Genomic DNA, 22652 nt, shown 5'->3' on the forward strand with positions numbered 1-22652 from the left:
CGGCCGGTCAGGTCGCGGGATCGCGCATTACAGCGCGAATGATCGGCAGCGTGAGTCGAGTGTCCTGTCGGACCGAACACGGTGCACTTAATGTTTGGCAGGGTACTAGAAAAATTACAAGTATCAGGATCGCACGCGCGATATTGCGTCGATCGATCTCACGTGCTCGGAGCGCACGCGAAATCGAGCAGCCAATTGCACAATCGCGCGTGTTCGCGCAATCACGCGTCTGCTTGGTCGAGGTCCGCCTGCAACGCAGCCACCTGCTGCGCCTCGAGCGTGGCCTCGACGACCAGATCGCGCTCCGGCCAATCGATACCAATGGCGATTGGGGCGCACCCATTGAGCTCGAATGTCAGGTATTGGACCGAGCTCAGGCGATCTACCCCGACCTGGCGTGGGTCCCACTTGGGTGTGATCCGGCCCCCATCTGCGGTCTTGGCGTACACATGGTCCAGCAGGCCAATCCACGCACGAAGCTTGATTGCGCGCTCGGCCTCGTCGGCGATGCCAATCAACAAGGTTGCGCACAGCGCTCCATTGCGGCCCAGCAGCTCGTTGTAGGTGGCGATCTCGTGCTGAATGTCGGCCTCTTTGATGATCTGCTCGACGCGGACCATCTCGAGGATCTGGTAGCGCACCGTCTCGCGGCTCTCGAACAAGAAGGTGAACACGTCGCCCACGGTGACTCGCCGGGCCCGCTTGGCCGCGAGGGCGGCGTCGCGGATCTCGTCACGGCGCTCCGTGTAGGTCACGAAGTCGAGGATTTCGGTGCGGGAGATGGGCTTCATGAGTTGTCCTTCTTGGCCGCGGCGGGGCGGGCTGACTCGGCCGGCAGGATCGGTAGCCGCCGCTTGCCGTCCGCGGGCTTGGGCGCCTGCTTGGGCGAAAAGCTGTCGCCTCGGTAGGCGCGGGCGAGGATCGACATGGGGTGCATGGGCTGGACCCCGGCGTGCTGCTCGAATTGGATCGCTGCGAGGGGGCAGTCGGTCGCCCATAGCTCGGTCTTGGGGTCTTGCATCTGCTCGAAGGCTTTCTTGCCGACGCGCTTGGAGTACTCGAAGCCCTCGACCTTCATCGCGTGGGTCCCGTCGTGGCCGCAGCACTCCATGACGGTGGTTGGTTCGATCTCCAGCAGCTTGCGGATCAAGTCGCGACCCTTGAAGCCAACCGACTGCGCGCGCAGGTGACAGGGCACGTGGTACGCAAAGCGCTCGACCTCGGGCTTTGAGGCGAACTCCGTGTTGAAGCGCTCCTGCTTGCGCAGCCCCCACAAGAACTCGCCGGGATCGCGGACCGCGTCGGCGATCTTCTGGACCCGCTGCCTGTGTTCGCGCTCGACGAGCTCGGGCCACTCGCGGCGCAGCATCATCGAGCAGGTCGGGTTGATCGCCACGACCTGGGCGCCGGCTTGCACGTGGGGCTCGAGCAGCGCGACGTTGTGGTGGATCTTGGCGCGGACCCGGTCGAGATCCCCGCGCTCCCACGCCGGCATGCCGCAGCACTGCAGATCACGCTGGCAGCGAACGTCCACGCCGTTGCGCTCGAGCACCTCGACGGTGTCCTTGCCGATCTGCGGCTCGTTGTGCTGCACGTAGCAGGTCTGGAACAGCACGACCTCGCCGCCGGGTACCTGGCTGGCGCGGCCGGTCTGGGTCGCCCAGCGATCAAAGGTTGTCGCCGCGAAGTCGGGCAGCTGCTTGTCGCGGTGGATGCCAACGACCTTCTCCATGAACCACCGGTGGGCGCCAACGCGGTTCATCTTGTTGACGATGCCAAGGCTCGCGCGCGCGAGCGTGGCGGTCTGGTCGGGATCTCGCAGCGCCACATCGCGCAGCGTGGGCCCCTCTTGGGCGGCCCGCTGGGCCTGGAAGCGGTGGACCAGCTTGGGGAAGTCGAGCTGAAACTCGTGGCCGTCGCGCGGGGTGTAGGGGCACTGGACCTCGCACAGCTTGCACTGAAAGCACTCGTCCATGACCCGCTGCTTGTCGGCGCGGTCAAGCCGGGTCACGTCGCCGTCGTACTTGTTGTCGATCAGGTCGAACAGGCTGGGGAACGAGTCGCAGTACTTGAAGCACATGCGACAGCCGTGGCAGACCTCGAACACGCGGGTGACTTCTTTGTCGAGGGCGCGCTCGCTCCAGTAGTGGGGATCGTTGGGATCGTAGGTCAGGCCGTCGGTGGGCTTGTAAGAGATGGTCTCGGCCATGTTCGCTTCGGGAACCTAACCCACCGCGGCGTGGCAAGAAACCGCGGGCTCGCAAGCGCCTGTGGTGCAATCCATCGCGTCGCCACGGCCGGACTCTGCGTCGCGCCAGCGGCGGCGAGCCCCCGAGCGCAGCGGGCGACGAGCACGGACTTGGCGTAGCTGCTCGTGGCTCGCGCGTGCGGGCGTGGGGATGCGGTGCGCTCGCGCGGCGGTGCTAGTGAAGACACGTGCCCCGGACGCAAGTGGTCTTCGCCTTGGCATGGCTCTCGCTCGGGCTCGCCTGCGTCGTGTCGGCGCCCGACGACGACCCGACCGACGCGGTCGCGGGTGCGTGCGGGATCGGCTGCGCGGACAACGACGCGCGCGAGCCAAACCAGAGCCACACCAGCGCCGCTGCGCTGGTCTGGGATGACGTCTCCGCATTCGGCGGATACCTCTCGATTGACGCGTTCTTGTGCCCCGGCGAGAGCGACTGGTACCGCGTCCCCGTCAGCGAGCTGAAGTTCGACTTCTACGGTCTGCACGTCGACGCGATCGCGGCGGGCAGCAGCTGGTGCGCAAGTGTCGAGGTCTGCGGCGAGCCGGCGCTCCCCGAGGCACCCGAGCACACCATGCGGGTCGAGGTGTTCGACGCGACGTCCTTGTTGTTGGTGGCCGAGGGCGTGGGCTTGGACGGTCGCGTCGACGTCAATGGCTTCGACGAGAGCTTCGCCAATGATCTACTGCTCAGAGTCTCTGGCCCAACGCCGCTGGCGACCTACGCCTACGAGCTGCACGTCGAGATCCGCAGCTTTGGCGGTGAAGACGAGTGCGAGTGCTGAGGGCGGTGGTCAGTGATGCTCGCTCACGTCGACTTCGACGTCGTAGTGGCCGTCTTGGGTTGGCGTGACCGTGACGTTGATCTCGCCCTCGACCCCCTGCGCGCGCAGATCGTCGATGACCTTCTGCTTGACGGTCTCGGGGTCGTCACCGGGCTCGATGCCGGCGTCGCTGGGCGTGGGCGCGTTGGCGCTGCCGAGCGGGGTGACGCCGATCTCGGCGTCGGCGAGGTAGCCAAACTCTTGGCGGAGCGCGTCTGCGACCTCGTCACCGGGGAGCGTGCCCGCCCACATCTCGATCGAGAGCGTCTGGGTGCCATTCTCGTCGTCGGAGACGATGACCTTGGCCTTGTGGACATCCTGACCGGTGGACTCGACGAACTGCGCGATCGCGTGGAGCTGATCCTGGGTCAGCGCGGCGCTGGTGGTGATCTGGTAGCTCGCGCCATCGACGACGGCGGCGGCGCGGGTGTCTGGAACATCTGGGTCTTGGTCGTCAGCCATCAGGCAGGCCCCGAAGGTGGTGACAGAGCAGAGCAGGGCGGTGAAGGTGAGGAGCTGGAGCTTGTGCATGGTCGAGGTCCTCTACGGGCGACGCGGGAGAGTGTGACCGGGCCCAGCCCGCGCGCTGAGCCTGCGGGAGCGCGGTCACCAGATCGACTTCTACCATCGGATCTGGGACGGTATCCCCAGGGGCCAACGCCATGGCGACATCGGAAGACCAGCTCGAGGCACTACGCCGGGAGCTCGCCGCGAGCCAGGCTCGAGAGCGCGAGCTGCAGGCCGAGGTCGCGCTGTTCAAAGGAGCGCTCGACGCCATCCCCGACTCGGTCAACATTCGCAATTGCGACGCGACGCACCGCTACGCAAACCCGGTCGCGCTCGAATGGATGAACGTTGGGGAGCTCGCCGAGATCGGGGCCGCCGAGCGACAATGGCGGTACCTTGGCGAGGATGAAGTGTCGGAGGTGCCCCCGGAGGACACGCCGGTCCGGCGCGTGCTCAACGGGGACCACGACCCGCCCACCATCACGGCGCTGCACGTTGACACCCGCACGGGCGCGCGCCGGTGGCTCCGCGGTACAGCAGCGCCGATCCGCGATCCATCCGGGGCGATGATCGCCGTGGTCAACGTCGTCCGGGACATCACCGCCCGGCGCGCCGACGAGCAGGCGCTCGCGCTGAGGACCGAGCAGCTGCGTGAGCGTGACGCCGAGAAGGCGGCGCTGATCCGTGAGCTCGAGGAATTGGTGCTCGAGCTGTCAGCGCCCGCGCTGGAGGTCTGGGACGGGGTTGTCGTGATTCCAGTGCTCGGCGCGCTCGATGAACGACGCGGACTCGACCTCGTAGAGAGCACCCTCGCCGCCGTCCAGCGGTACCGGACTCGGGTGGTGATCGTGGACCTCACGGGCGCCAGTGTCGACAGCGCCAGCTCGGCCGAGCAGCTGGCCCGGCTCAGTCGCGCGGTGGCGCTGCTGGGCGCGAAGTGTGTGCTCGCGGGGATCCGCCCCGCGCTCGCGCGCTTCATGGTCGAGCGAGACCTGATGCCGGCGGCGGGGCCCACAACGATTCGCGCCTACAGCAATCTAAAGCACGCGCTGCGCGGGATCCTTGCGCGGTGACGGGCTCAGACCAGTCCGCGAAATACGTCGGCCACGGCCTGGGCGACGGCAAACCAGTACTTGCTGCGGATCAGCGGGCCTTGCTCGATGTGCACGCCGCCGCCGCCGCCCGCCGTGATCCAGTTGACGATGTTGTCGGGGGAGGTGCCCCCATTTGGGTCATCGTCGGCGGCGAGCTCGACACTGTAGCCGCCAACAGCAGACTGGATCGCCTGTCGAAGCATCTCCTTGAGCTCGTCGGGCGCGCTACCACCAATCCGCACGCCTGCGGCGTTCATCCCATGAAAGGCGACGGCGTAGGCAAATCCACGATCCGCGATGGTTGCGAGGCCCGGAAAACTGGCCGGATGGATCTCGGTTGATGCGACGTGCCAGCGGGCGTGAGCGCCGCCTTCTGAGGTCCAGCCCGAGCAAATCCAGCAGCTGACGTCGGCGTTGGGCAGCGCGTCCATGACCCACCTCGCTTGCAGATCCGTCTTGACCTCGATGACGCCGCCGTGGGGAGCGAGGACAGCCAAGCCGTGGTGATGGGGGGCGTCGGCGATCCGCTCGACGAACTCCCCGGCGTTCTTGGCTTGCGTGTCGCTCATCAGCTTGGTCGCCAATGCCGTGTGTAGCGTGGCCGAGAACACATTGGGCGTACCCACCCGCTGGCGCGCGGCGCTGCCCATGCGGACCCTGTTGACCGGATCTTGGTAGCGAACATCGGCGACGGTGTAGATCGCAAAGTTGTCGATGTTGCGTCGTACCCGGACCTGGCTGCCCAACCCAAACACGTTGGCGATCGCGCCTGACACCGAGCAAGACCACGGGTCGTCGTTCAGGCCCTGATACTCATAAGGTGATGTCACCGAGACCGAGATCGACACCGGGATCGGGACCATCTGAATTTCCGAGGCGGCTTGCGCCTGATTGTGGGGGATGCCCGCCGCGAGCGCAAAACCGGCGATGCCAAGTCCTGCACCGAACTCGCGGCGGCTGATGTGGTGAGTGGTGCCTGGTAGTCGGATGAATGTCTCATGTTTCATGACAGCGCTCGCGATGCGATGTCCCCCAATCAGTGTAATAGAGGGAGAACGCCACGAGAGTGTAGGACGCTCGACGAACGAAAACAGGCACCCCTCGAAAACGGGGTTCGCGAGGGGAGGTCACCCTGTGGTTTTCACCTCGCCTGGTGTAACAGGGCAATTCATGCAGTCGTGCGCCTATGCCGCTGATGTCTGCCAGGGTGGCTCTGACGGCGCCTGGGCACATTTGTGTGACCGGCCCACGCGACGGTCCCATATTTGTGACACTCGGACGCGTGAACTGAATCGGTCAGATCAGATCAGCAAATACATCGGCGACCGCATGCGCGACGTCGCTCCAGTATTTGCTCCGGATCTCGGAGCTCTGCTCGAGTTGGATGCCGCCGCCGTTCCCGGCGGTTATCCAATTGACGACGTTGGTGTCGGAGACGCCCGAGTTCTTGCCGCCGTTGACGACCGTCACAGGGTTGTTACCAACGACAGACTTGATCGCTTGGCGGACCATCTGCTTGAGCTCGTTGGGGGCGCCGCCGCCAACGAGCACGCCGTCGGCCTTCATCCCGTGAAACCCGACGGCGTAGGCGAAGCCCCGGTTGGCGATGGTCGCGAGGCCCGGGAAGCTGAGCGGGCTGATCTCGGTCGTGGACACATGCCAGCGGGAGTGGGTGCTGCCGTTGTCTGTTCGCCAGCCCGAGCAACACCAGGTGCTGACGTCGCCGCCAGCGAGGTCCTTCGCGGCCAGGCGCGCCTGGTGGTCGGTGTTGAACTCGATCCTGCCCCCGTGCGGCGCCATCAGCAGCAACCCCTGATTCTGGGGGTGGTCCGCGATGCGCTCGACGAACGCGCCAGCGTTCTCGGCTTGGGCGTCGGTCATCAGCTTGGTCGACAGCGGCGTGTGCAGGGTGCCAGTGAACACGTCAGACGTGCCCAGTCGCTGGCGGGCGATGCTGCTCATGCGCACCACGTTGGCGGGATCCTGCTCGCGGATCTCGGCCACGGTGTAGACCGCCAGATTGTCTACGTCGCGACGTACGCGGAGTTGGCTGCCCACACCAAACACGTCGCCGATCGCCGCGGAGACCGAGCACGACCAAGGATCGCTGTTGAGCCCCTGATCCTTTAATGTCTGTGTCACATCAACGGGAATCGACAATGGGACTGGGACCATTTGAACTTCATTGGCAGCACGTGCCAAGTTGGGGCGCATGCCCGCGACCGCCGCGAAACTAGCGAGGCCGGCGACTCCTGCCCCGAAGCTGCGTCGGCTGATATGGCCATTTTGGTCGTGTGATCGGAGGTACGTTTTGTGATCCATCGCTGTTCTCCTCGAACGCAACTGTCCCTGCGATCACCACAATGGAGACGATCGATACAAATCCGGGAATGGTCGCGTTGATGTTCATAGTCAGGGAATCGGCTTATCGTGGCAAGCTCAAAATCGCTCTTTCTGCATATGCGCAATCGACGAAAAGCAATGGCGTTTCTCTTGGCGAACGAGAGGCAATGTGCGGGGCGCGGATTTCAGCGAATTAGCGTGGAACCTGGTCAAAAGGCCAAATGCAGCGAGTGACACGAATGCGTACAGTACCAATGCGCGGACCTGCCGGCGCCGCGCGAATCACAACTGCGCTAATTCCGAAACGAACAGGGGGGCGAACGCGCGCCAAGTGTGCGGATATGTAGGTGCGCAGGTCTGCGATGCGCAGCGCGGGTTCAGCGGGCCTGGATCGCGCCCGGCGCCCGGCCCCCGCGCAGGCCGTGAATCGAGTACAGTCAGGTGGTGCGAGACGGCGACCACACGATGCCCACCCAGCGGGCCGCGTACGCCTTCGAGAAGACCCGCCGGCCGGGGCGACTGGTGCTCCGGTGGTTGGACGGCAGCATGCCTGGGGTGACGGTCGACGTGACCGGCGCGGTCGTGACCGTGGGTCGCAGCAGCTTGGCGGATGTGAGGGTCTCCGATCGTTCGATCAGCTCCGTGCACTTCGAGCTGCAGCCAACCGCGACCGGCGCGATCCTGCGCGACCTTGGCAGCACCAACGGCGTATGGTTTCACGACCGAAGAGTTCAGACCCTGCACCTCGAGGCAGGTGATCAATTCAAGGCGGGAGACTGCCGGTTTGTGCTCGCCGCGGTCGCCACCGTCGAGGTCGACGCGCTCGCGACCAGTCGGTTTGGCCAGCTCACGGGCGGCAGCCTGGGCATGCGCGAGCTCTACACGCAGATCGACGCCCTCGCCCGGACACCCCTCGACATCTTGTTGCTCGGTGAGACCGGCACCGGCAAGGAGCGGACCGCCAGGACGATCCACGCGGCGTCCAAGCGCCGCGGTCCGCTCGTCGTGCTCGACTGCGGGGCGCTCTCGCCCACCCTCGCCGAGGGCACGATCTTCGGGTTTCGCAAGGGAGCGTTCACCGGAGCGGACCGCGACCAGCCCGGCGTGTTCGAGGCCGCGAACGGCGGCACGCTGTTCATCGACGAGGTCGGCGAGCTCGCGCTCGAGCTCCAGGTGAAGTTGCTGCGCGCGCTAGACAACCGCGAGATCACCCGACTCGGCGAGCCCGGGATCCAGCGAAAGGTCGACGTTCGGATCATCGCCGCCACCCATCGCGATCTGCGGCAAGCCGTCGCCCAGGGCAGCTTCCGCGAGGACCTCTACTACCGGCTCGCGCGGGCCGTGCTGCGGACCCCTCCGCTGCGCGATCGAGGTGAAGACGTCGTCGATCTCGCCGAGACCTTCCTCAGCGACGTCTGCCGAGAATTCGGGCTGGAGGCCTATCTGGGCGAAGCCGCCATGCAAGCCGTTCGGGCGCACGAGTGGCCCGGCAACGTCCGCGAGCTACGCAACGTCATCGAGCAGGCCGCACACATCAAGCGACGCGGTGAGATCACCGCCGCCGACCTACGCATCGGCGAGGGCCGGGCCCAGCCCTCGAACAAGGTCGAGGACCTGATCGCCTCGAACGCGAGCTATCACGAGATTCACGCGGAGGTCGACAAGCTCTTGTTGCCCCGCGTGCTCGAGGCCCACGACCACAACCTCAGCCAGGTATCCAAGCGCGTGGGCATGAGCCGCGACAAGCTGCGAGCCAGGCTAAAAGAGCTAGGCCTCTACTCGCGGGATTGATTATTACCCCCACAGGCGCCTTCGCACTTCGCAGGTCACTCGCTGCGCTCGCTCCCGATGGGCTGGTTGTTCGCGGCCGCATGTGTGGCCCCCTGGAAGGGGGCTCGGGCGGCTTCGGCGGACGTGTACGGGTGCTTCGCCGACTGCTGGCGCTGGAAGGGGGCTCGGGTGGTTCGGCGGACGTGTACGGGTGCTTCGGCGGACGTGTACGGGTGCTTTGGCGACTGCTGGCGCTGGAAGGGGGCTCGGGTGGTTCGGCGGACGTGTACGGGTGCTTTGCCGACTGCTGGCGCTGGAAGGGGGCTCTTGTCTGGGCACCTGCAGGTGTTGGGCTCACGTGTGGTGTCTTGTTGGGTGGGGGGGAGTTGCGGTGCTTAAATGAATCCGGCCGCCAACAAGTGGCGGCCGGCTTCACTGCGCAGCGGTGCTCTAGAAGTGCTCTTCGAGCAGCTTCTCGAACCGGCCGGCGTGGGACTTCTCGGCCTTGGCGAGGGTCTCGAACCAGTCGGCGATCTCCTCGAAGCCCTCTTCCCGGGCGGTCTTCGCCATGCCGGGGTACATGTCCGTGTATTCGTGGGTCTCGCCAGCGATGCCTGCCTTGAGGTTGTTGGCGGTGTCGCCGATCGGCAGGCCGGTGGCCGGGTCACCCGAGCGCTTGAGGTAGTCGAGGTGGCCGTGCGCGTGGCCGGTCTCGCCCTCGGCGGTGTCGCGGAAGTTGCCCGCGACCTCGGGGTAGCCCTCGACGTCGGCGATCTTGGCGAAGTAGAGGTAGCGGCGGTTGGCCTGTGACTCGCCGGCGAAGGCGGCCTTGAGGTTGTCCTCGGTCTTGGATCCCTTGAGCTCTGGCATGTCTGATCTCCGTGTCCCACTTATCATGCAGGCGTCCGGCTGGCCACACGAGCGGGCCTGCGCGTGATGAGCCTCTCGCACAAAAGCTCACGCACAGGCCTCCACCGCGCGAGAGTTTGGCCAGCCGGCGTCAACGCGCGGCGTTAGGCTGCCCGCCTCATGCCAGACATCGGTTCCGACGCTCCCGACTTCACCCTTCCCGACACCAAGCGCGAGGCCGTCAAGCTGTCTGCGCAGCGCGGCAAGAACGTGGTGCTCGCGTTCTTCCCAGCCGCGTTCACGGGCGTCTGCGAGAAGGAGCTGTGCACCTTCCGTGACTCGCTCGCTGCGTTCAACGATCTCGACGCCGCCGTCTATGGGATCTGCGTTGACGCGCCCTTCTCCAACGCGGCCTTCGCCGAGAAGAACGGCCTCAACTTCCCGATCCTGTCCGACTATGCCCGCGAGGCCGTCCGGGCCTATGGCATCGAGCACGCCGACTTCGCCGGCATGGCTGGCTACACCGCCGCCAAGCGCTCGGTGTTCGTGGTCGACAAAGAAGGCAAGCTGCGCTTCGCGTGGGTCGCCGACAACCCGGGCCAAGAGCCCAACTACGACGACGTCCAGGCTGCGGTCAAAGCTCTGTAGTAGGCGACGGACGCCGGAAGCGGGTCGAGAGACGCCCGCTCCCGGCGACCCAACCCCGCCCTCGATATCTGTGTGCTCGAGGCCCCTGCCCGGGGGCTAAAAATGCGCCTGCGCGAGCAGCTCGAGCGAGCGCAAGCGGGCGTCGAGGGTGGCGGCTTGGTGCACGACCATCAGCTCGTCCGCGTTCGCGTAGGTCGTGAACTGATCGATCGCCGCCTTGACGGCGGCGGGGGGCCCCATCGCGGTGTGGATGAGCATCTGGTCGAGGACCCTGGCCTGCGGTGACGCGAGCATCACGTCGACCTCGCTGTCGTTGGGCCGATGTCCCGGGCGACCAAACAGCGCGCGGGCGAACGCGCGTCGCCGCCACCGCATTTGCTCTTCGGCAGCGGCTTGGGTGTCCGTGGCGATGACGTTGATGCCGGCGATCACGTGGGGCCGGTCGAGCTGCTTCGACGGCTCGAATTGCGCCCGGTAGGTCGCCACCGCTTCAACCAGCTGCTGCGGCGCGAAGTGGGATGCGAACGCGTAGGGCAGGCCGAGCCTGGCGGCGAGCTGGGCCCCGAACAGCGACGAGCCAAGGATGTAGAGCGGGACGGTGGTCCCGCGGCCAGGGACCGCGTGGACGTGGGGGATCCGGGTGGTGCCGCCGAGGAAGCCCTGCACCTCCAGCACGTCTTGCGGGAAGCTCTCTGCCGCGGCGGCGCTTCGTCGCAGCGCTCGCAGTGTGTTCTGGTCGGTGCCGGGAGCGCGACCCAGGCCAAGGTCGATGCGGTTGGGGTGGATGCTGGCGAGGGTGCCAAACTGCTCGGCGACCACGAGCGGGGCGTGGTTGGGCAGCATGACCCCGCCTGCGCCAAGTCGGATGTGCTTGGTGTGCGCGGCCACGTGAGCGATGAGCACGGCGGGGGCCGAAGATGCGATCGACTCCGTGTTGTGGTGCTCCGCGTACCAGACCCGCCGGTAGCCCAGCTGCTCGGCGCGCTGGGCCATGCGCACGCAGCCCGCGAGGCTGTCTTGGACGGTCTCACCCTCGGCCACGAAGGCGAGGTCGAGCACGGACAGGGGCACGACTGCTGAGGCGTCGCTCATTCCGGGGAGGCTACGCGAGACCGAGGGTCATGTTCCATGGGCGCGTCGCGCCATGCTGCTGCGCCGCCGAGGTTCACATCGCCGGGATCAGGTTGCTCTCGAGCGCCGAGATCGGCGCCTCCCAGCTGGCCATCGCCCGACGCAGGGGCTCGTCGAGCTCGACGGTGACGATCTTGAGCGCCGCCGCGGTCAGCTCCTCGCGAGTCGGACGCAGCATGGTCGCGATGCACGTGAAGCCACGCAGCTCGAGCATGTCCTCGGGTTCGGCGTGGAACAGCTGGCCGTTCTCGCCGAGCCACACGGTTCGATAGCCGTGGAACTGGGCCAGTTCAGACACCATGTCGTCAATCCGGGACTCGAGGGCGGCGAGCAGCATGCAGCCAACCTGGCACAGTGAAATCGGGCTCGCAAAAAATCGCCGATGTGCGGGCAAGAAGCGAGAACTCTGTCTGTCGGGCGATCGCGGCGCCCATCTCAGCTCCCGACCAACACCAGCCCCGGCGCGTGCTCGGTGTCCAACACGATCGATGTCCCAACCGGCGCCGCGAGCAGGTATTGGAGGATGTAGCGGGTCCCCACGACGTCGTAGCCGTAGTGCACGCTGCCTTGCAACGAGCTGGTGTCACGCACGACGAGCTCGACCGCGTCGCCGATCGCGACCCCGTGATCAGGCACTTCTTGGACAGGCAGGCGAGGCCGCTGGGTTTGGTGAGCGGCGGGGGGACGTCCCTGCGGGGGGGGCGAAATTATCGCGCTCGGGCAGTGGCAAGCCCTACGCAGGATCAAAATCGCAGTGTCCAAGCCAGCATCGCCGTGGTCTCGCGCTGGCGGCCACGGACCTCGCTCACGGTCAACCACACGCTCGCGCCGACGAACAGGCCCCCGCCCACACCGAGCAACGCGTAGCCCGGCGCCGCGTTGGTCCAGACTTTAGCGCAGCTGCTCGAGCCGACGTTGTCCGGGGTCGGTGTGCTGCCGTCTCGACAGTTGCCGTCGAGGGCCATCAAGATGCCGCCGGCCACGGTCAGGCCCGCGCCCACGCCGATGCCGACGATCTTGACCCAACGCGGGAGCTTGGACTGGGCGGGCTTGGCTCGCTCGACGGAGCGCTGGGCCGCAACCGTGCTGTTCGGCGGCGCCTCGCTCGGTAGTAGGTATTCGAGCTCGACCGGCTCGTCGGCGCGCTCGAGCTCGACGTCCTCGTAGCGCGGGTCGAGTCGCTCGAGAGGATCGAACAGCCACACGCGGTGGCGACCGAGCAGCAGCGGCGCGCTCGGGTTGCTGGCTCTGGCCTCGTCGATCAGGATCTCGCACGCGTCGCAGTCGACGATGATCGTCGCGTGGCCCTGGGCCTCGAGCAGCGCGCGGCGTTCATCGTGGAGCTTGCTCGGGCTCGGCCCCAGCCCAGACAGGGGCAGCTCTTGGGCGTCGGTGCTGCGGATCGCCAGATCGATCAGCGCAGTCGCAGCCTCGGGTTGTTCGTTGGCGAGATAGGCCCAGACCAGGGCCATGCGTGCGCGCTGGATCTTGTCGAACGCGGCCGGGTCGTCGAGCAGCTCGCGCGGGTGGGCCTCGGCCTCGGCGAGGGCCTGCTCGAGGGTCGAGACCGCTTGCGCGGGGGTGAGATCGGCGATCGAATCCGCGGCGGACTCGAGGTTTGCCTGCGATTGTTCATAGGTGACTGGCGGGGGCGATGTGGCCAGTGTCACTGCGAGTATGGGCGAGATCAGCATGGGAGTTCCTGCTATTTGGTGACGCTGGCCGAGTCGGACGCGACTTGTAATTTCACGGGTCCGTCGGCGGGGATGTTGACGGTTCCAAGCTGCTGCCACGCGGCTTCGGGATCATCGCGAAAGCGCACGGTGTATTCGCCGGGCTCGACCTTCGCGGATTCTTGATTTTGACCGCTGAGGTGATCGAGCGTGTACACCTTGCTGCCGAGCTTCACTTGCGCGTAGACCCCGGTGGCGGTGATCGTCACTGAGGTCATGGTGTTGGTGTTGGGCTTGGGCTTGGTGTTGGGCTTGGTGTTGGTGTTGGTGTTGGTGTTGGGCTTGGGCTTGGGCTTGGTGTTGGGCTTGGGCTTGGGCGCGGGCTCGGGCTTCGGGGGGGGCGCTTCCTTGGGCACCCGAGCGACCGGCAAAGGTTCGAGCTTTGGTGCCGCGGGTTCGGGTCGCTCGAGCTGCACGGGTTCGGACGGCTCGGGCTGCACGGGCTCGGGTGTCGTGGCCGCTCGTGCCGGCTCGTCGTCATCCGACCACCAAACCAGCAATCCCGCGCCCATGCCCAGCAGGGCGAGCAAGGTGACGCTGCCGAGGGCCAGCGGGACCCGCGGGACCCGCCGGAATTGACGCGCAGGCGCGAGACGAGGGGCGCTGCGGCTCGTCGCCGCGATGCCGCGTTGTCGCGCGCTCGCCGACTCCTCGCCAGCCGGTCTGCGGGCGGTGGCCGTCTCCGAGCCGCCGCGGGCGAACAGCTCGGTAGCGATGCCCTCGAGCGCTGGCGGGTCCACGTCGATCATCACGGAGGGCAGCGAGCTGCTGCTCACGAAGCGCTGGATGATCTCCTCGAGCTCGAACCTCGCGTCTCGATCACCTGGCCACTGGCTGAGCAGGCGATGGGCCTCGCGCGCGCTGGCGATACGATCGGCGCTCGCGGGCGCGAGCAGGCCCCTGCGCAATTGCTCGAAGATCGCGGGCACCCGCTCGGGCGGGCAGGACAAAGGTGGGATCTCGCCTCGTGCGACGATCCCGACCAATCGCGTCTCCTCGAGCGCGCCGCCGCGGAACCGCTTGCCGTCGAGTAGTTCATGCAAGATCGCTCCGATAGGGAAGAGGTCGATCGTCGGCGCCTTGGTCTCGCCGTCGAGCTGCTCGGGCGGCATATAGCGGAGCTTGCCCTTGGCGAACGAGCCAGAGGTCTCCTCCGAGGCCAATCGGGCGATGCCGAAATCCATCAATTTGACCTCGCCGGAGCGCGAGAGCATCACATTGTGCGGTGAGATGTCGCGGTGAACGATCGTCCTGCGGGTGCCTTCGTGGTCGAGTTCGTGCGCGTACGCGAGCGCCTTGAGCAGCTCGCCGATAATATACCCGATCGCCGAATGCGACAGCGTCTCGCCCTTGGCCTCGAGCTGCTCGGTGAGGTTGGCGAGATCGATGCCCTCGACGTACTCCATCGCCAAGTAGCAGGTGCCGTCGTCGGTCTGGGCCGCGTCGAACACCTGCACGATGTTCGAGTTCGACATCAACATCGAGATCCGCGCCTCGTCGAGAAACATCCGCCGGGCGGTGGGATCGTGGGCCTTGGTGGCGAGCAGGGTCTTGATCGCCACGAGCTTGGATGCGCCGCCGAGGGCGGGGCGGCGGGCGATCCAGACCTCGCCCATGCCTCCGGCGCCGAGGCGGCGGAGGAGCGTGTAGGGGCCGATGGTTGTCATGATGGAGGTGTTGGGGCGGGGTTAGTAGAGGTAGACGGCGCCGGCTTTTGGCGCGGAGTTGTCGAGCTGGTCGCCGCTGATGCCGGTCGCGCTGCTGTCTTCGTACCAGGCTCCAACCGCCAAGGTGCCGCCGTCGCCCGACAGCGCCACGCTCCACCCGAAGTAGTCGCCCGAGCCGGAGTTGGAGGCCTTGACGTAGGCTTGCTGGGACCAGACGGCCTCGCTGCGGGTGAATACGTAGACGGCCCCGGCATAGGACACGGAGTCATTGGCCTCATTGCCGTCGATGCCCGTCGCGCCGCTGGCTTCGTAAGCGGCGCCAACCGCCAAAGTGTCGCCGTCGCCCGACAGCGCCACGCTCCGCCCGAAGTAGTCGCCCGAGCCGGAGTTGGAAGCCTTGAGGTAGGCTTGCTGGGACCAGACGGCGCCGCTGCGGACGAACACGTAGACGGCTCCGGCACTGGACGCGGAGTTGTCGGCCTGGTTGCCGTCGATGCCCGTCGCGCCGCTGTCTTCCCCGTAGGCGCCAACCGCCAAGGTGTCGCCGTCGCCCGACAGCGCCACGCTCCGCCCGAAGTAGTCGCCCGAGCCGGAGTTGGAAGCCTTGAGGTAGGCTTGCTGGGACCAGACGGCGCCGCTGCGGACGAACACGTAGACGGCTCCGGCACTGGACGCGGAGTTGTCGGCCTGGTTGCCGTCGATGCCCGTCGCGCCGCTGTCTTCCCCGTAGGCGCCAACCGCCAAGGTGTCGCCGTCGCCCGACAGCGCCACGCTCCGCCCGAAGTAGTCGCCCGAGCCGGAGTTGGAAGCCTTGAGGTAGGCTTGCTGGGACCAGACGGCGCCGCTGCGGACGAACACGTAGACGGCTCCGGCAACGGACGCGGAGTTGTCGGCCTGGTTGCCGTCGATGCCCGTCGCGCTGCTGTCTTCTCCGTAGGCGCCAACGGCCAAGGTGTCGCCGTCGCCTGACAGCGCCACGCTCCACCCGAAGCGGTCGTCCGAGTCGGAGTTGGAAGCCTTGAGGTAGACTTGCTGGGACCAGACGGCGCCGCTGCGGACGAACACGTAGACGGCTCCGGCAACGGACGCGGAGTTGTCGGCCTGGTTGCCGTCGATGCCCGTCGCGCTGCTGTCTTCTCCGTAGGCGCCAACGGCCAAGGTGTCGCCGTCGTCCGACAGCGTGACGCTCTGCCCGAAGCGGTCGTCCAAGTCGGAGTTGGAAGCCTTGAGGTAGGCTTGCTGGGACCAGACGGTGCCGCTGCGGGCGAACACGTAGACGGCCCCGGCATTGGACGCGGAGTTGTCGGCCTGGTTGCCGTCGATGCCCGTTCCGCCGCTGGCTTCGTAAGGGGTGCCAACCGCCAAGGTGTCGCCGTCGCCTGACAGCGCCACGCTGAACCCGAAGCGGTCGTCCGAGTCGGAGTTGGACGCCTTGAAGTACCCCACCGCCTCCGCCAAGCTCCCCGCCACATAGACGATCGCCGACTCCGAGCATCCCTCAGCATTGCACGCCCACAGCTTGTAGCTCGACTTCACTCGAGAGTGCAGCGGGACCGTTAGCGCGACCGACTCCCCAACAATGTCCCCACCAACCTGCACGAACTCCGCCCCTACGTCCACGCGCTCGAGCAATTGATAGTACTCCGCCCCCAGCACCGGCTCCCAGCTAAACTCGAATTGCTTGACCTGCGAGAAGTCCAGCTCGAGCGTGGGCACCTCGGGCGAGTGAGTGCAGAGCGACGTGCACAGGTCGAGCTCGCTCATATTGCCATCATCGCACGTCTCGACCCCCTCCCAGACGAAGCCATCTCCGCACGAAGCCTCGACACAGGTGCTGAGACACGCGTCGGTCTGGTCCGCATTGCCGTCATCGCACGCCTCCCCGGGCTCGACTATGCCATCACCGCACGAGGCCAGCGCGCAGGCGTTGGTGCACTCATCGTCATCGACGATGTTTCCGTCGTCGCAACTTTCCCCAGGGCCGAGCTCACCGTCGCCACACACATTCAACATGCATTGGCTGGTACACGGATGGCCGGGTCCATTGTTCGGCCCCTGGTCGCACGCCTCGCCGGCCTGGACGACACCATCGCCGCAATCGTCGTCCTGCGTGCCGCTCTCGTCCGCCTTCGCGTTGATGCAGTGCTCGGGGTACACCTCGCAGTGCTCCGACAGGCACCCCGTCACCGCGAAGAACACCCCAAGCAGCACCACTTTAGCGAATCGAAGATTATCCATGACGGCTCGACGCGCCTTCCCGCCCAGCGCGTGGAGTACTTTGCCAGTCGCACACAGACCGCGGTGACCCCCGCGTGGACACTGGGGGCTCGATCACGAGGTCGCGGACATCGGGCACACGATGGCGGACCGTCAACTCGACGACCACCTTGAACTTGGAGCGCCGCTTCTTGGCCCAGTGATCGAACTCGAACCAGTCGAGCGGGAAAATCAATCACGGTCGCGGGGCGCGGGGTTGTAGACGGTGGAGCCGGTACCAGTCGGCTGGGGTCAGGCCGTCTTGGAGGGCGCGAAGCAGGCCGGCGACAGGAGCTCGATGACCGTTCGTATGACTCGCGTCGTGTCAATCTTCATCGCGCTCGCGGCGCTGACTGGATGTCCCCAGGATGACGTGAGGGCAAACGACAAGCAGGGCCCAGCTCGACTGCGCGATAGCGCAGACACTGGAGACCAGTCCTGTTGGGTTGCGATTGATTCAGCGATGACCTGTCGCACCTCGAGAGCCCGGCGACTCGGAGCGTTCGTGGGACCGACCTGATCTACGAGAGCGGCTCGTCGATGCCGGCGTGCCGCTCAGGGGTTGGAGAGCACCACGCCAATGCTCGCGTTGAGGTGCAGCGCATAGGCAAAGTCCATGGCCAGGTCGCCGTTGAGGTCCGCCGCGATCACCTGACGGGGATTTATGCCAACGTAAATTTGCTCCGCGAAGTCGAGCCCGCCAAGCCCGTCGCCGAGCAGCAATGTCACCGTTCCGCCGTCGTGGTCTCCCGACACGATGTCGGGGTTGCCGTCGGCGTCGAAGTCTGCGGCCGTGACCGAGCGCGGGCGAACGCCAACGCCGAATATCGTGGGGCTGAGCAGCCCGCCAGCGCCGTCGTTGAGCGCGAGCCCAACGCTGTCCTCACCTCGGATCACGACGACGATGTCCGGCCAGCCGTCGCCATTGAAGTCGGCGACGTCGAGACTCTCGGGGCCGTCGCCAGCCGCGACAAAGGTCAGTGGAGCCAGGAACGTGCCCTGGCCAGTGCCACGCAGGATCGCAATTTCGTTGGCGCCCATGCACACGACCACGATGTCGGACTCTCCGTCCTTGTCGATGTCGACGACGACCAGATCGGTAGGCTGCGTGGGGACGGCGAAATGATCGACCCCGGCGAATTGGCCGTTGCCGTTGTTGAGCAAGACCAGGACCTCATCGTCGCCAGCGGACACGACCGCGAGGTCGGCCGCAGAGTCGTGGTTGAAGTCGGCGATCGCGGCGTCGCGCAGGTCCGCGCCGATCGAGGTGTTGATCTGCGGGCCAAAGCCGCCCGCGCCGTTGTTGATTAGCAGTCCGATCGCGTCGGTATCGTTGCCGTGGGTGGTCACGACATCGGGGCGACCGTCACCGCTGAAGTCGCCGAGCGTGATCGACCTGCTGTTGGACGCGCTGCCGTATGCACCGACGTACATGAAGGCGCCCGCGCCGAGGTTGTGTAGCACTTGGGCCGACTCCGCGAATAGATCGACGCTGACGAGATCGAGCTTGCCGTCGCCGTCGACGTCGCCGGCTCCGACGTAGTGCGGGTGCGCGAAGGGAGCGAGCATGAGCTGAGTTGGCGGGTGAAAGCAGAGGTCGCCGGGGAATGGCGGGTTGCCGTCGCCGCAACCCTGGATTGGCGGATCGCCGTCGCCCGAGTCGCCATCGCCGTCGCCGTCGCCCGAGTCGCCGTCGCCGTCGCCAGCCTGGTCGCCGCTCTCGTTCCCGCTCTCGGCTCCGGTGCCGGTCCCGTCACTCCCGGTCCCCGCCCCTGTGGAGGCCCCGAGGTAGTCGGGGTTGGGTCCAACGCACGCGAGCGTGAGCCATCCAAGCCCGACCGCGAGTGCCTTCGCATGATCCACCCGCATAGGGTACATGTGTCCGCGATTGGCAAGTAAGTGCTGTCGAGCTCGCGGGGCGATGACGGGCGCTCCAACTGCCGCAGCGGTGATATTGTCTGTCCATGCGTCATCGACCTCTTGTCTGGGCACTGGGCTCTAGTATGGTCTGTATGCTGGGCATGGCGGGGCCCGCTCGCGCGAGCCCTAGCGAGTTTGGGGTGGCGCCCGTCGAGTACACCGGGGAGCTGCCGCAAGATTTTCGTCGGGAGTTCGAGCAGACCTTAGCCAAGTCGCTCGAGCGTGCAGGCCGAACCGCTGTGGTGCTGCGCTCCAACGACTGCGCGAGCTTCGAGTGCATGCGCGAGGCCGCCACGGCGGCCGAGATCCCGGTCACGCTGGCGGTTCGGGTCAACAACGGGTCTCGCGAGTACAGCGCCGAGATCCTCGCGCACGACTCCCGAACGGGCGAGAAATTGGCCCAGGTCTCGATCACCTGCGGCGTGTGTGGGCAGCAAGAATTTCTCGACGCCATCCCGGCCAAGATCATCGAGCTCGAGTCCGAGATCGACCGGATCTTTGCGGGGCGCACCGAGCCACCGCGTCTGCGAGTCGCCGGGACACCCAACGCAGCGGAGCTCACCCTCGATGGCGCCATGATCGGCGTCAGTCCGCTCGACGTCGAAGTCAGGACGGGCGACCACCAGCTCGAGATCCGGGCCCGCAACCACACGACGCAGGTCCACCGCTGGATCGCGGTCGGGGGCGTGGAGGAGGTCGTCGAGTACGAGCTCAAGCGCCTGCTCGTGAAGAGAGAGCGCGAGCGAAAGCCACGGCCCGGACTGCGCGTCGGTGGGTGGTTCGCCGTCTCGCTTGGGGTCATCAGCGTTGGCACGGGGGCCGTGTTGATCGGCATTGACGGGCGTCCGCACATGCCAACCTGCGCGCCGTCATCGCTCGACCTCAACGGTGCCTGCCCAAACGTCTACACGACGGGAGCGCTCGGCGCTGTCGCGCTCGCTGTCGGGCTGGCGGGTGCGGGGACCGGGGCCGGGTTGCTGATCTTCGAGCACCAGGCGCGGCCGAAGGAGCCTCTGACCGCGGAGCTTCGGTTGAGCGCTGGCGGGCTCGCGCTGCGCTTTTGAGCGACGCGCCTGGTCTGGCCGCTAACAGGTCAAGCGCCTGGCGTTGCCAGCACGCAGCTCTCGATCTCGTGGCAGGTGGGCCGCTCCGCGCACTCGCCAAGCCGCAGCTCTTGCTCGTCGTCCAAGATCGAATCGCACTTGTCGATGCACTGCGCGATCCTGGCGTGGTCACTCTCGTTCTCGGCCCTGACACCGCGCAAACGCCCAGCACGCGCGGTCGCAGCCCTTGGCAACAGGAACGACCACCGAGCTGGTGGGTCCGGCGCTGGCCGCTTGGTCGGGCCACGCATCACGGACGCACGCCAAGAAGGGATCGCAGCGAGCTGCATCCGCCCTCGATGCAGCTGGGAGCGCGCAGCCAAACAGCGACGGGCTCGCGGCGCTCGGCGGAGGGCTCGTCACGCAAGCTGCGAGGCACTCGAGCTCGATCCAGACCGCCGCCCTTGGCCCGTGAACGCCCGCCTCGATCACGCAGTCGTGGAGCTCGCCGCATGACCGCTCGCAGGGGGAGCCGCCTCGAGCTGGCGCGGGCTCCCAGTCGGAGGAGTCGGAGGAGTCGGAGGTGTCGGGCGTGACGCCGGTTGGTCGGGGCTGTGGTGTCGGGCTCGACGCGGTGGCCGGGCTCGACACCTGCGGCGGCGTGGGCGGGGTCGCAGGCTCGGATCGCTGGCAGCCGATCACGCAGCCCAGCGCGATCAGCCAGCTTCGCGTCATTCGAGGCCAAGCCGCTCGACGTCGTCCTCGTCGAGCCCAAAGAAGTGGCCGATCTCGTGCAACAAGGTGATCTCGATCTCGTCGAGCAAGCTCTCGTTGTCCGGCGCGTCGTCGAGCAAGTTGGCGTAGAACAGCACGATGCGGGTAGGGGCCTGGGCGAGCTCCCCGGCCGCGAGCCGCCCCTGCTCGAGACCCTCGAACAACCCGAGCGCGCGCGGATCAAACCCCTCGCGCACGATGTCCGGGTGCGGCCTGGGCTCGAGCACGATCGGGACGTCGCGCAGGTGCTCGCGGAACTCATCGGGGATCCGCGTCATGAAGTACTCGGCGGTGGTCTCGATGAAGTCGAGGTCCTGCTTGCGGAAGCGCTCGTCCTGGTCCGCGTCGGCCAGGGTGTCGAGCCGCAGGCACTCGAGGAAGTGGATGATCATGCCCTCCCGATCATCGGCCTCCTCGCAGGCGAGCGCGCGCAGGTAGTGCGCGTCGGCGTGGTTCGGATCGAGCCGCAGCAGCTGGTCCAGGATCGCGATCCCGGACTCGGGGCCCTCGCGCTCCCAGGCCACGACCGCGCGCTCGTACAGCACTTGGGGGTGCTGCTCGCCGAGCTGCTTGGCGAGCTCGTCAATGACCGCGCTCGCGCGGTCGAAGTCACGCAGCTCGAGGGCTTCCGCGATCACCAGCCAGCGCGCGTCGTCGAGGTCGTCGTCAGTAGACACGCCCGCAGGCTAACCCAAGTCGGGCCCGACCAAGCGATGGGCGCGCTGAATGCCGGCCGCCATGATCCGCGCGGCCTCCAGCATGCGTGGCCCCGGTCGGCCCGAGAACCGCTCGTCGAGCGGGTACACGTGACCGCGCCGGGCCGCGTCGAGCTGCTCGAGCCCGGGCCGGTCGATCAGGCGGCGGGGATCGAGCTTGTCGAGCGCGACCCCACACCATGAGACGAAGCACAGCTGCGGCTGCGCGGCGATCAGTTGTTCGGCGGTGATCTCGAGGCTCGATCCGGGCTGAGCGCCAAACACGTTGACGCCGCCAGCCAGGGCGATCAGCTCGTTGCTGTAGCAGGCGGAGCCAGGCGTGAACATGGGGCGCGGCCACCACTCGAGGTACACCCGCGCCGGCTCGCGCGCGCCCGCGTCGCGCTCGAGCGCGGCGATCTGGGCCCGCATGTCTGCGATCACAACAGCGGCGCGCGGCTCGACCCCAAGCGCCCGACCCAGCAGCTCGAGCTCGGCGAGCACGTCGGCGATGCTGCGCGGCGCCAAGACCAGCTGCGGGATCCCGCGCGCGCGCAGGCCCGTCACGTTGCGCTCCATCCCGGGGACCGAGAGCGATGACACGACCAGATCGGGCGCCAGCGCGGCGATGCGATCCAGATCCGGTCCAAGATCGGGCCCAAGCCGCTCGAGCGCCGTGACCTCGGGCGGGTAGTCGGAGCTGTCTTCGCAGGCGATCACGCGATCGAAGCAGTCGAGCGCCGCGATCGCCTCGAGGTTGGACGGGCAGATCGAGATCAGCCGCGTCGCCCGCTCGACGTTGGGCTGCTCGAGGGTCGCGGGTGAGATCGGGCCGGTCGCCAGCGACTCCCCAGCGGGCCCGCGAAGCTCGATCCTGCGGGCGCCCCGAGCGATCAGCCAGGCCGAGATCGCATGAACCGTGTCGGGGTCGGCCGCGCCGCGCTCGTCGACCTGCTGACGCTCGAGCCCGCACTTGGCCCAGCCGGGCTGGCCGTCGTGCTGGCCGTCTTCGAACACGAGCGTGAACGCCTCGGATCGCGGGTCATCCTCGAACGGACGCTCGGGCGCCCGGATCGCCAGGTGCCGTCGCGTCTGCCATTGATGGGCTGGCTTGATCACGTGGGTTACATACCCCAATCGTCCCGACTCGACC

General features: G+C 66.9%; 22 protein-coding genes. 6 read left to right on the forward strand and 16 right to left on the reverse strand.

Features of this window, described 5'->3' with window-relative positions:
- Window positions 1–221: 221 nt before the first annotated feature.
- Both DB30_RS00100 and DB30_RS00105 read right to left on the reverse strand, forming a co-directional pair.
- A complete protein-coding gene (locus tag DB30_RS00100; protein WP_052545870.1) occupies window positions 222–791 on the reverse strand; it encodes a DUF3501 family protein in 570 nt (189 codons plus the stop codon).
- Complete coding sequence (locus tag DB30_RS00105; RefSeq protein ID WP_052545871.1) at window positions 788–2209, reverse strand: heterodisulfide reductase-related iron-sulfur binding cluster; 1422 nt, start codon at window positions 2207–2209, stop codon at window positions 788–790. The genes DB30_RS00100 and DB30_RS00105 overlap by 4 nt, the downstream gene beginning before the upstream one ends.
- Window positions 2210–2436: 227 nt before the next feature.
- On the opposite strand from DB30_RS00105, the gene DB30_RS00110 reads away from it, so the two are divergent.
- Window positions 2437–3030 (forward strand): hypothetical protein, encoded by a 594-nt coding sequence (locus DB30_RS00110; protein WP_052545872.1) that lies wholly within the window; start codon window positions 2437–2439, stop codon window positions 3028–3030.
- Between the two features lie 9 nt (window positions 3031–3039).
- Here the strand turns inward: DB30_RS00110 and DB30_RS00115 are convergent, their stop codons facing one another.
- Entirely contained in the window at window positions 3040–3600 is a 561-nt protein-coding gene (locus tag DB30_RS00115) for a hypothetical protein (protein WP_052545873.1), read from the reverse strand.
- A 131-nt stretch (window positions 3601–3731) separates the two neighbouring features.
- Here DB30_RS00115 and DB30_RS00120 point away from each other — a divergent pair, with 131 nt between their 5' ends.
- Entirely contained in the window at window positions 3732–4649 is a 918-nt protein-coding gene (locus DB30_RS00120; RefSeq protein WP_052545874.1) for a PAS domain-containing protein, read from the forward strand.
- Window positions 4650–4654: 5 nt separating this feature from the next.
- Here the strand turns inward: DB30_RS00120 and DB30_RS00125 are convergent, their stop codons facing one another.
- Together DB30_RS00125 and DB30_RS00130 are read right to left on the reverse strand one after the other, a co-directional pair.
- A complete protein-coding gene (locus tag DB30_RS00125) occupies window positions 4655–5677 on the reverse strand; it encodes a poly-gamma-glutamate hydrolase family protein (protein ID WP_052545875.1) in 1023 nt (340 codons plus the stop codon).
- A gap of 289 nt (window positions 5678–5966) precedes the next feature.
- Window positions 5967–6812 carry a poly-gamma-glutamate hydrolase family protein gene (locus tag DB30_RS00130; protein ID WP_052545876.1) on the reverse strand — a complete coding sequence of 282 codons (846 nt, stop codon included), beginning with the start codon at window positions 6810–6812 and terminating at the stop codon, window positions 5967–5969.
- Window positions 6813–7033: 221 nt separating this feature from the next.
- Here DB30_RS00130 and DB30_RS00135 point away from each other — a divergent pair, with 221 nt between their 5' ends.
- Window positions 7034–7210 carry a hypothetical protein gene (locus tag DB30_RS00135; RefSeq protein ID WP_153258163.1) on the forward strand — a complete coding sequence of 59 codons (177 nt, stop codon included), beginning with the start codon at window positions 7034–7036 and terminating at the stop codon, window positions 7208–7210.
- 247 nt (window positions 7211–7457) lie between these two features.
- Complete coding sequence (locus tag DB30_RS00140; protein WP_146657711.1) at window positions 7458–8804, forward strand: sigma 54-interacting transcriptional regulator; 1347 nt, start codon at window positions 7458–7460, stop codon at window positions 8802–8804.
- Between the two features lie 429 nt (window positions 8805–9233).
- Here DB30_RS00140 and DB30_RS00145 read toward each other — a convergent pair whose 3' ends face one another.
- Window positions 9234–9653: a rubrerythrin family protein gene (locus DB30_RS00145; protein WP_052545878.1), complete on the reverse strand. Its 420-nt coding sequence runs from the start codon at window positions 9651–9653 to the stop codon at window positions 9234–9236.
- 159 nt (window positions 9654–9812) lie between these two features.
- Here DB30_RS00145 and DB30_RS00150 point away from each other — a divergent pair, with 159 nt between their 5' ends.
- On the forward strand, window positions 9813–10280 hold the full coding sequence (locus DB30_RS00150) for a redoxin domain-containing protein (protein ID WP_052545879.1): 468 nt from the start codon (window positions 9813–9815) through the stop codon (window positions 10278–10280).
- A gap of 96 nt (window positions 10281–10376) precedes the next feature.
- On the opposite strand, the gene DB30_RS00155 is transcribed toward DB30_RS00150, so the two are convergent.
- The 7 genes from DB30_RS00155 to DB30_RS00190 form a co-directional block, all read right to left on the reverse strand.
- Window positions 10377–11372 (reverse strand): LLM class flavin-dependent oxidoreductase, encoded by a 996-nt coding sequence (locus DB30_RS00155; RefSeq protein WP_052545880.1) that lies wholly within the window; start codon window positions 11370–11372, stop codon window positions 10377–10379.
- A 73-nt stretch (window positions 11373–11445) separates the two neighbouring features.
- The gene (locus tag DB30_RS00160) at window positions 11446–11748 is read right to left on the reverse strand and encodes a hypothetical protein (protein WP_052545881.1); all 303 of its coding nucleotides are present in this window, start codon (window positions 11746–11748) and stop codon (window positions 11446–11448) included.
- Between the two features lie 98 nt (window positions 11749–11846).
- Window positions 11847–12047: a hypothetical protein gene (locus DB30_RS00165; protein WP_052545882.1), complete on the reverse strand. Its 201-nt coding sequence runs from the start codon at window positions 12045–12047 to the stop codon at window positions 11847–11849.
- A 107-nt stretch (window positions 12048–12154) separates the two neighbouring features.
- Entirely contained in the window at window positions 12155–13105 is a 951-nt protein-coding gene (locus tag DB30_RS00170) for a hypothetical protein (protein WP_205632874.1), read from the reverse strand.
- Between the two features lie 11 nt (window positions 13106–13116).
- Window positions 13117–14811, reverse strand: coding sequence for a serine/threonine-protein kinase (locus DB30_RS41145; RefSeq protein ID WP_146657712.1), 1695 nt, complete (start codon window positions 14809–14811; stop codon window positions 13117–13119).
- A 21-nt stretch (window positions 14812–14832) separates the two neighbouring features.
- Window positions 14833–17049: a DUF4215 domain-containing protein gene (locus tag DB30_RS00180; protein WP_146657713.1), complete on the reverse strand. Its 2217-nt coding sequence runs from the start codon at window positions 17047–17049 to the stop codon at window positions 14833–14835.
- 573 nt (window positions 17050–17622) lie between these two features.
- Entirely contained in the window at window positions 17623–18930 is a 1308-nt protein-coding gene (locus DB30_RS00190; protein ID WP_165703554.1) for an FG-GAP repeat domain-containing protein, read from the reverse strand.
- A 158-nt stretch (window positions 18931–19088) separates the two neighbouring features.
- On the opposite strand from DB30_RS00190, the gene DB30_RS00195 reads away from it, so the two are divergent.
- Window positions 19089–20051: a PEGA domain-containing protein gene (locus DB30_RS00195; protein WP_165703555.1), complete on the forward strand. Its 963-nt coding sequence runs from the start codon at window positions 19089–19091 to the stop codon at window positions 20049–20051.
- A 168-nt stretch (window positions 20052–20219) separates the two neighbouring features.
- Here DB30_RS00195 and DB30_RS00200 read toward each other — a convergent pair whose 3' ends face one another.
- Genes DB30_RS00200 through DB30_RS00210 form a run of 3 tightly spaced genes read right to left on the reverse strand, consistent with a single transcriptional unit; the run spans window position 20220 to window position 22618 of the window.
- Window positions 20220–20765: a hypothetical protein gene (locus tag DB30_RS00200; RefSeq protein WP_052545888.1), complete on the reverse strand. Its 546-nt coding sequence runs from the start codon at window positions 20763–20765 to the stop codon at window positions 20220–20222.
- Window positions 20762–21481: a metallopeptidase family protein gene (locus tag DB30_RS00205; RefSeq protein WP_052545889.1), complete on the reverse strand. Its 720-nt coding sequence runs from the start codon at window positions 21479–21481 to the stop codon at window positions 20762–20764. The genes DB30_RS00200 and DB30_RS00205 overlap by 4 nt, the downstream gene beginning before the upstream one ends.
- Window positions 21482–21490: 9 nt before the next feature.
- The gene (locus DB30_RS00210) at window positions 21491–22618 is read right to left on the reverse strand and encodes a cobalamin-binding protein (protein ID WP_165703556.1); all 1128 of its coding nucleotides are present in this window, start codon (window positions 22616–22618) and stop codon (window positions 21491–21493) included.
- Between the last annotated feature and the right edge of the window lie 34 nt (window positions 22619–22652).

Origin of the sequence: Enhygromyxa salina, assembly GCF_000737335.2 — a bacterium.
GTDB lineage: Bacteria > Myxococcota_A > Polyangia > Nannocystales > Nannocystaceae > Plesiocystis > Plesiocystis salina_C.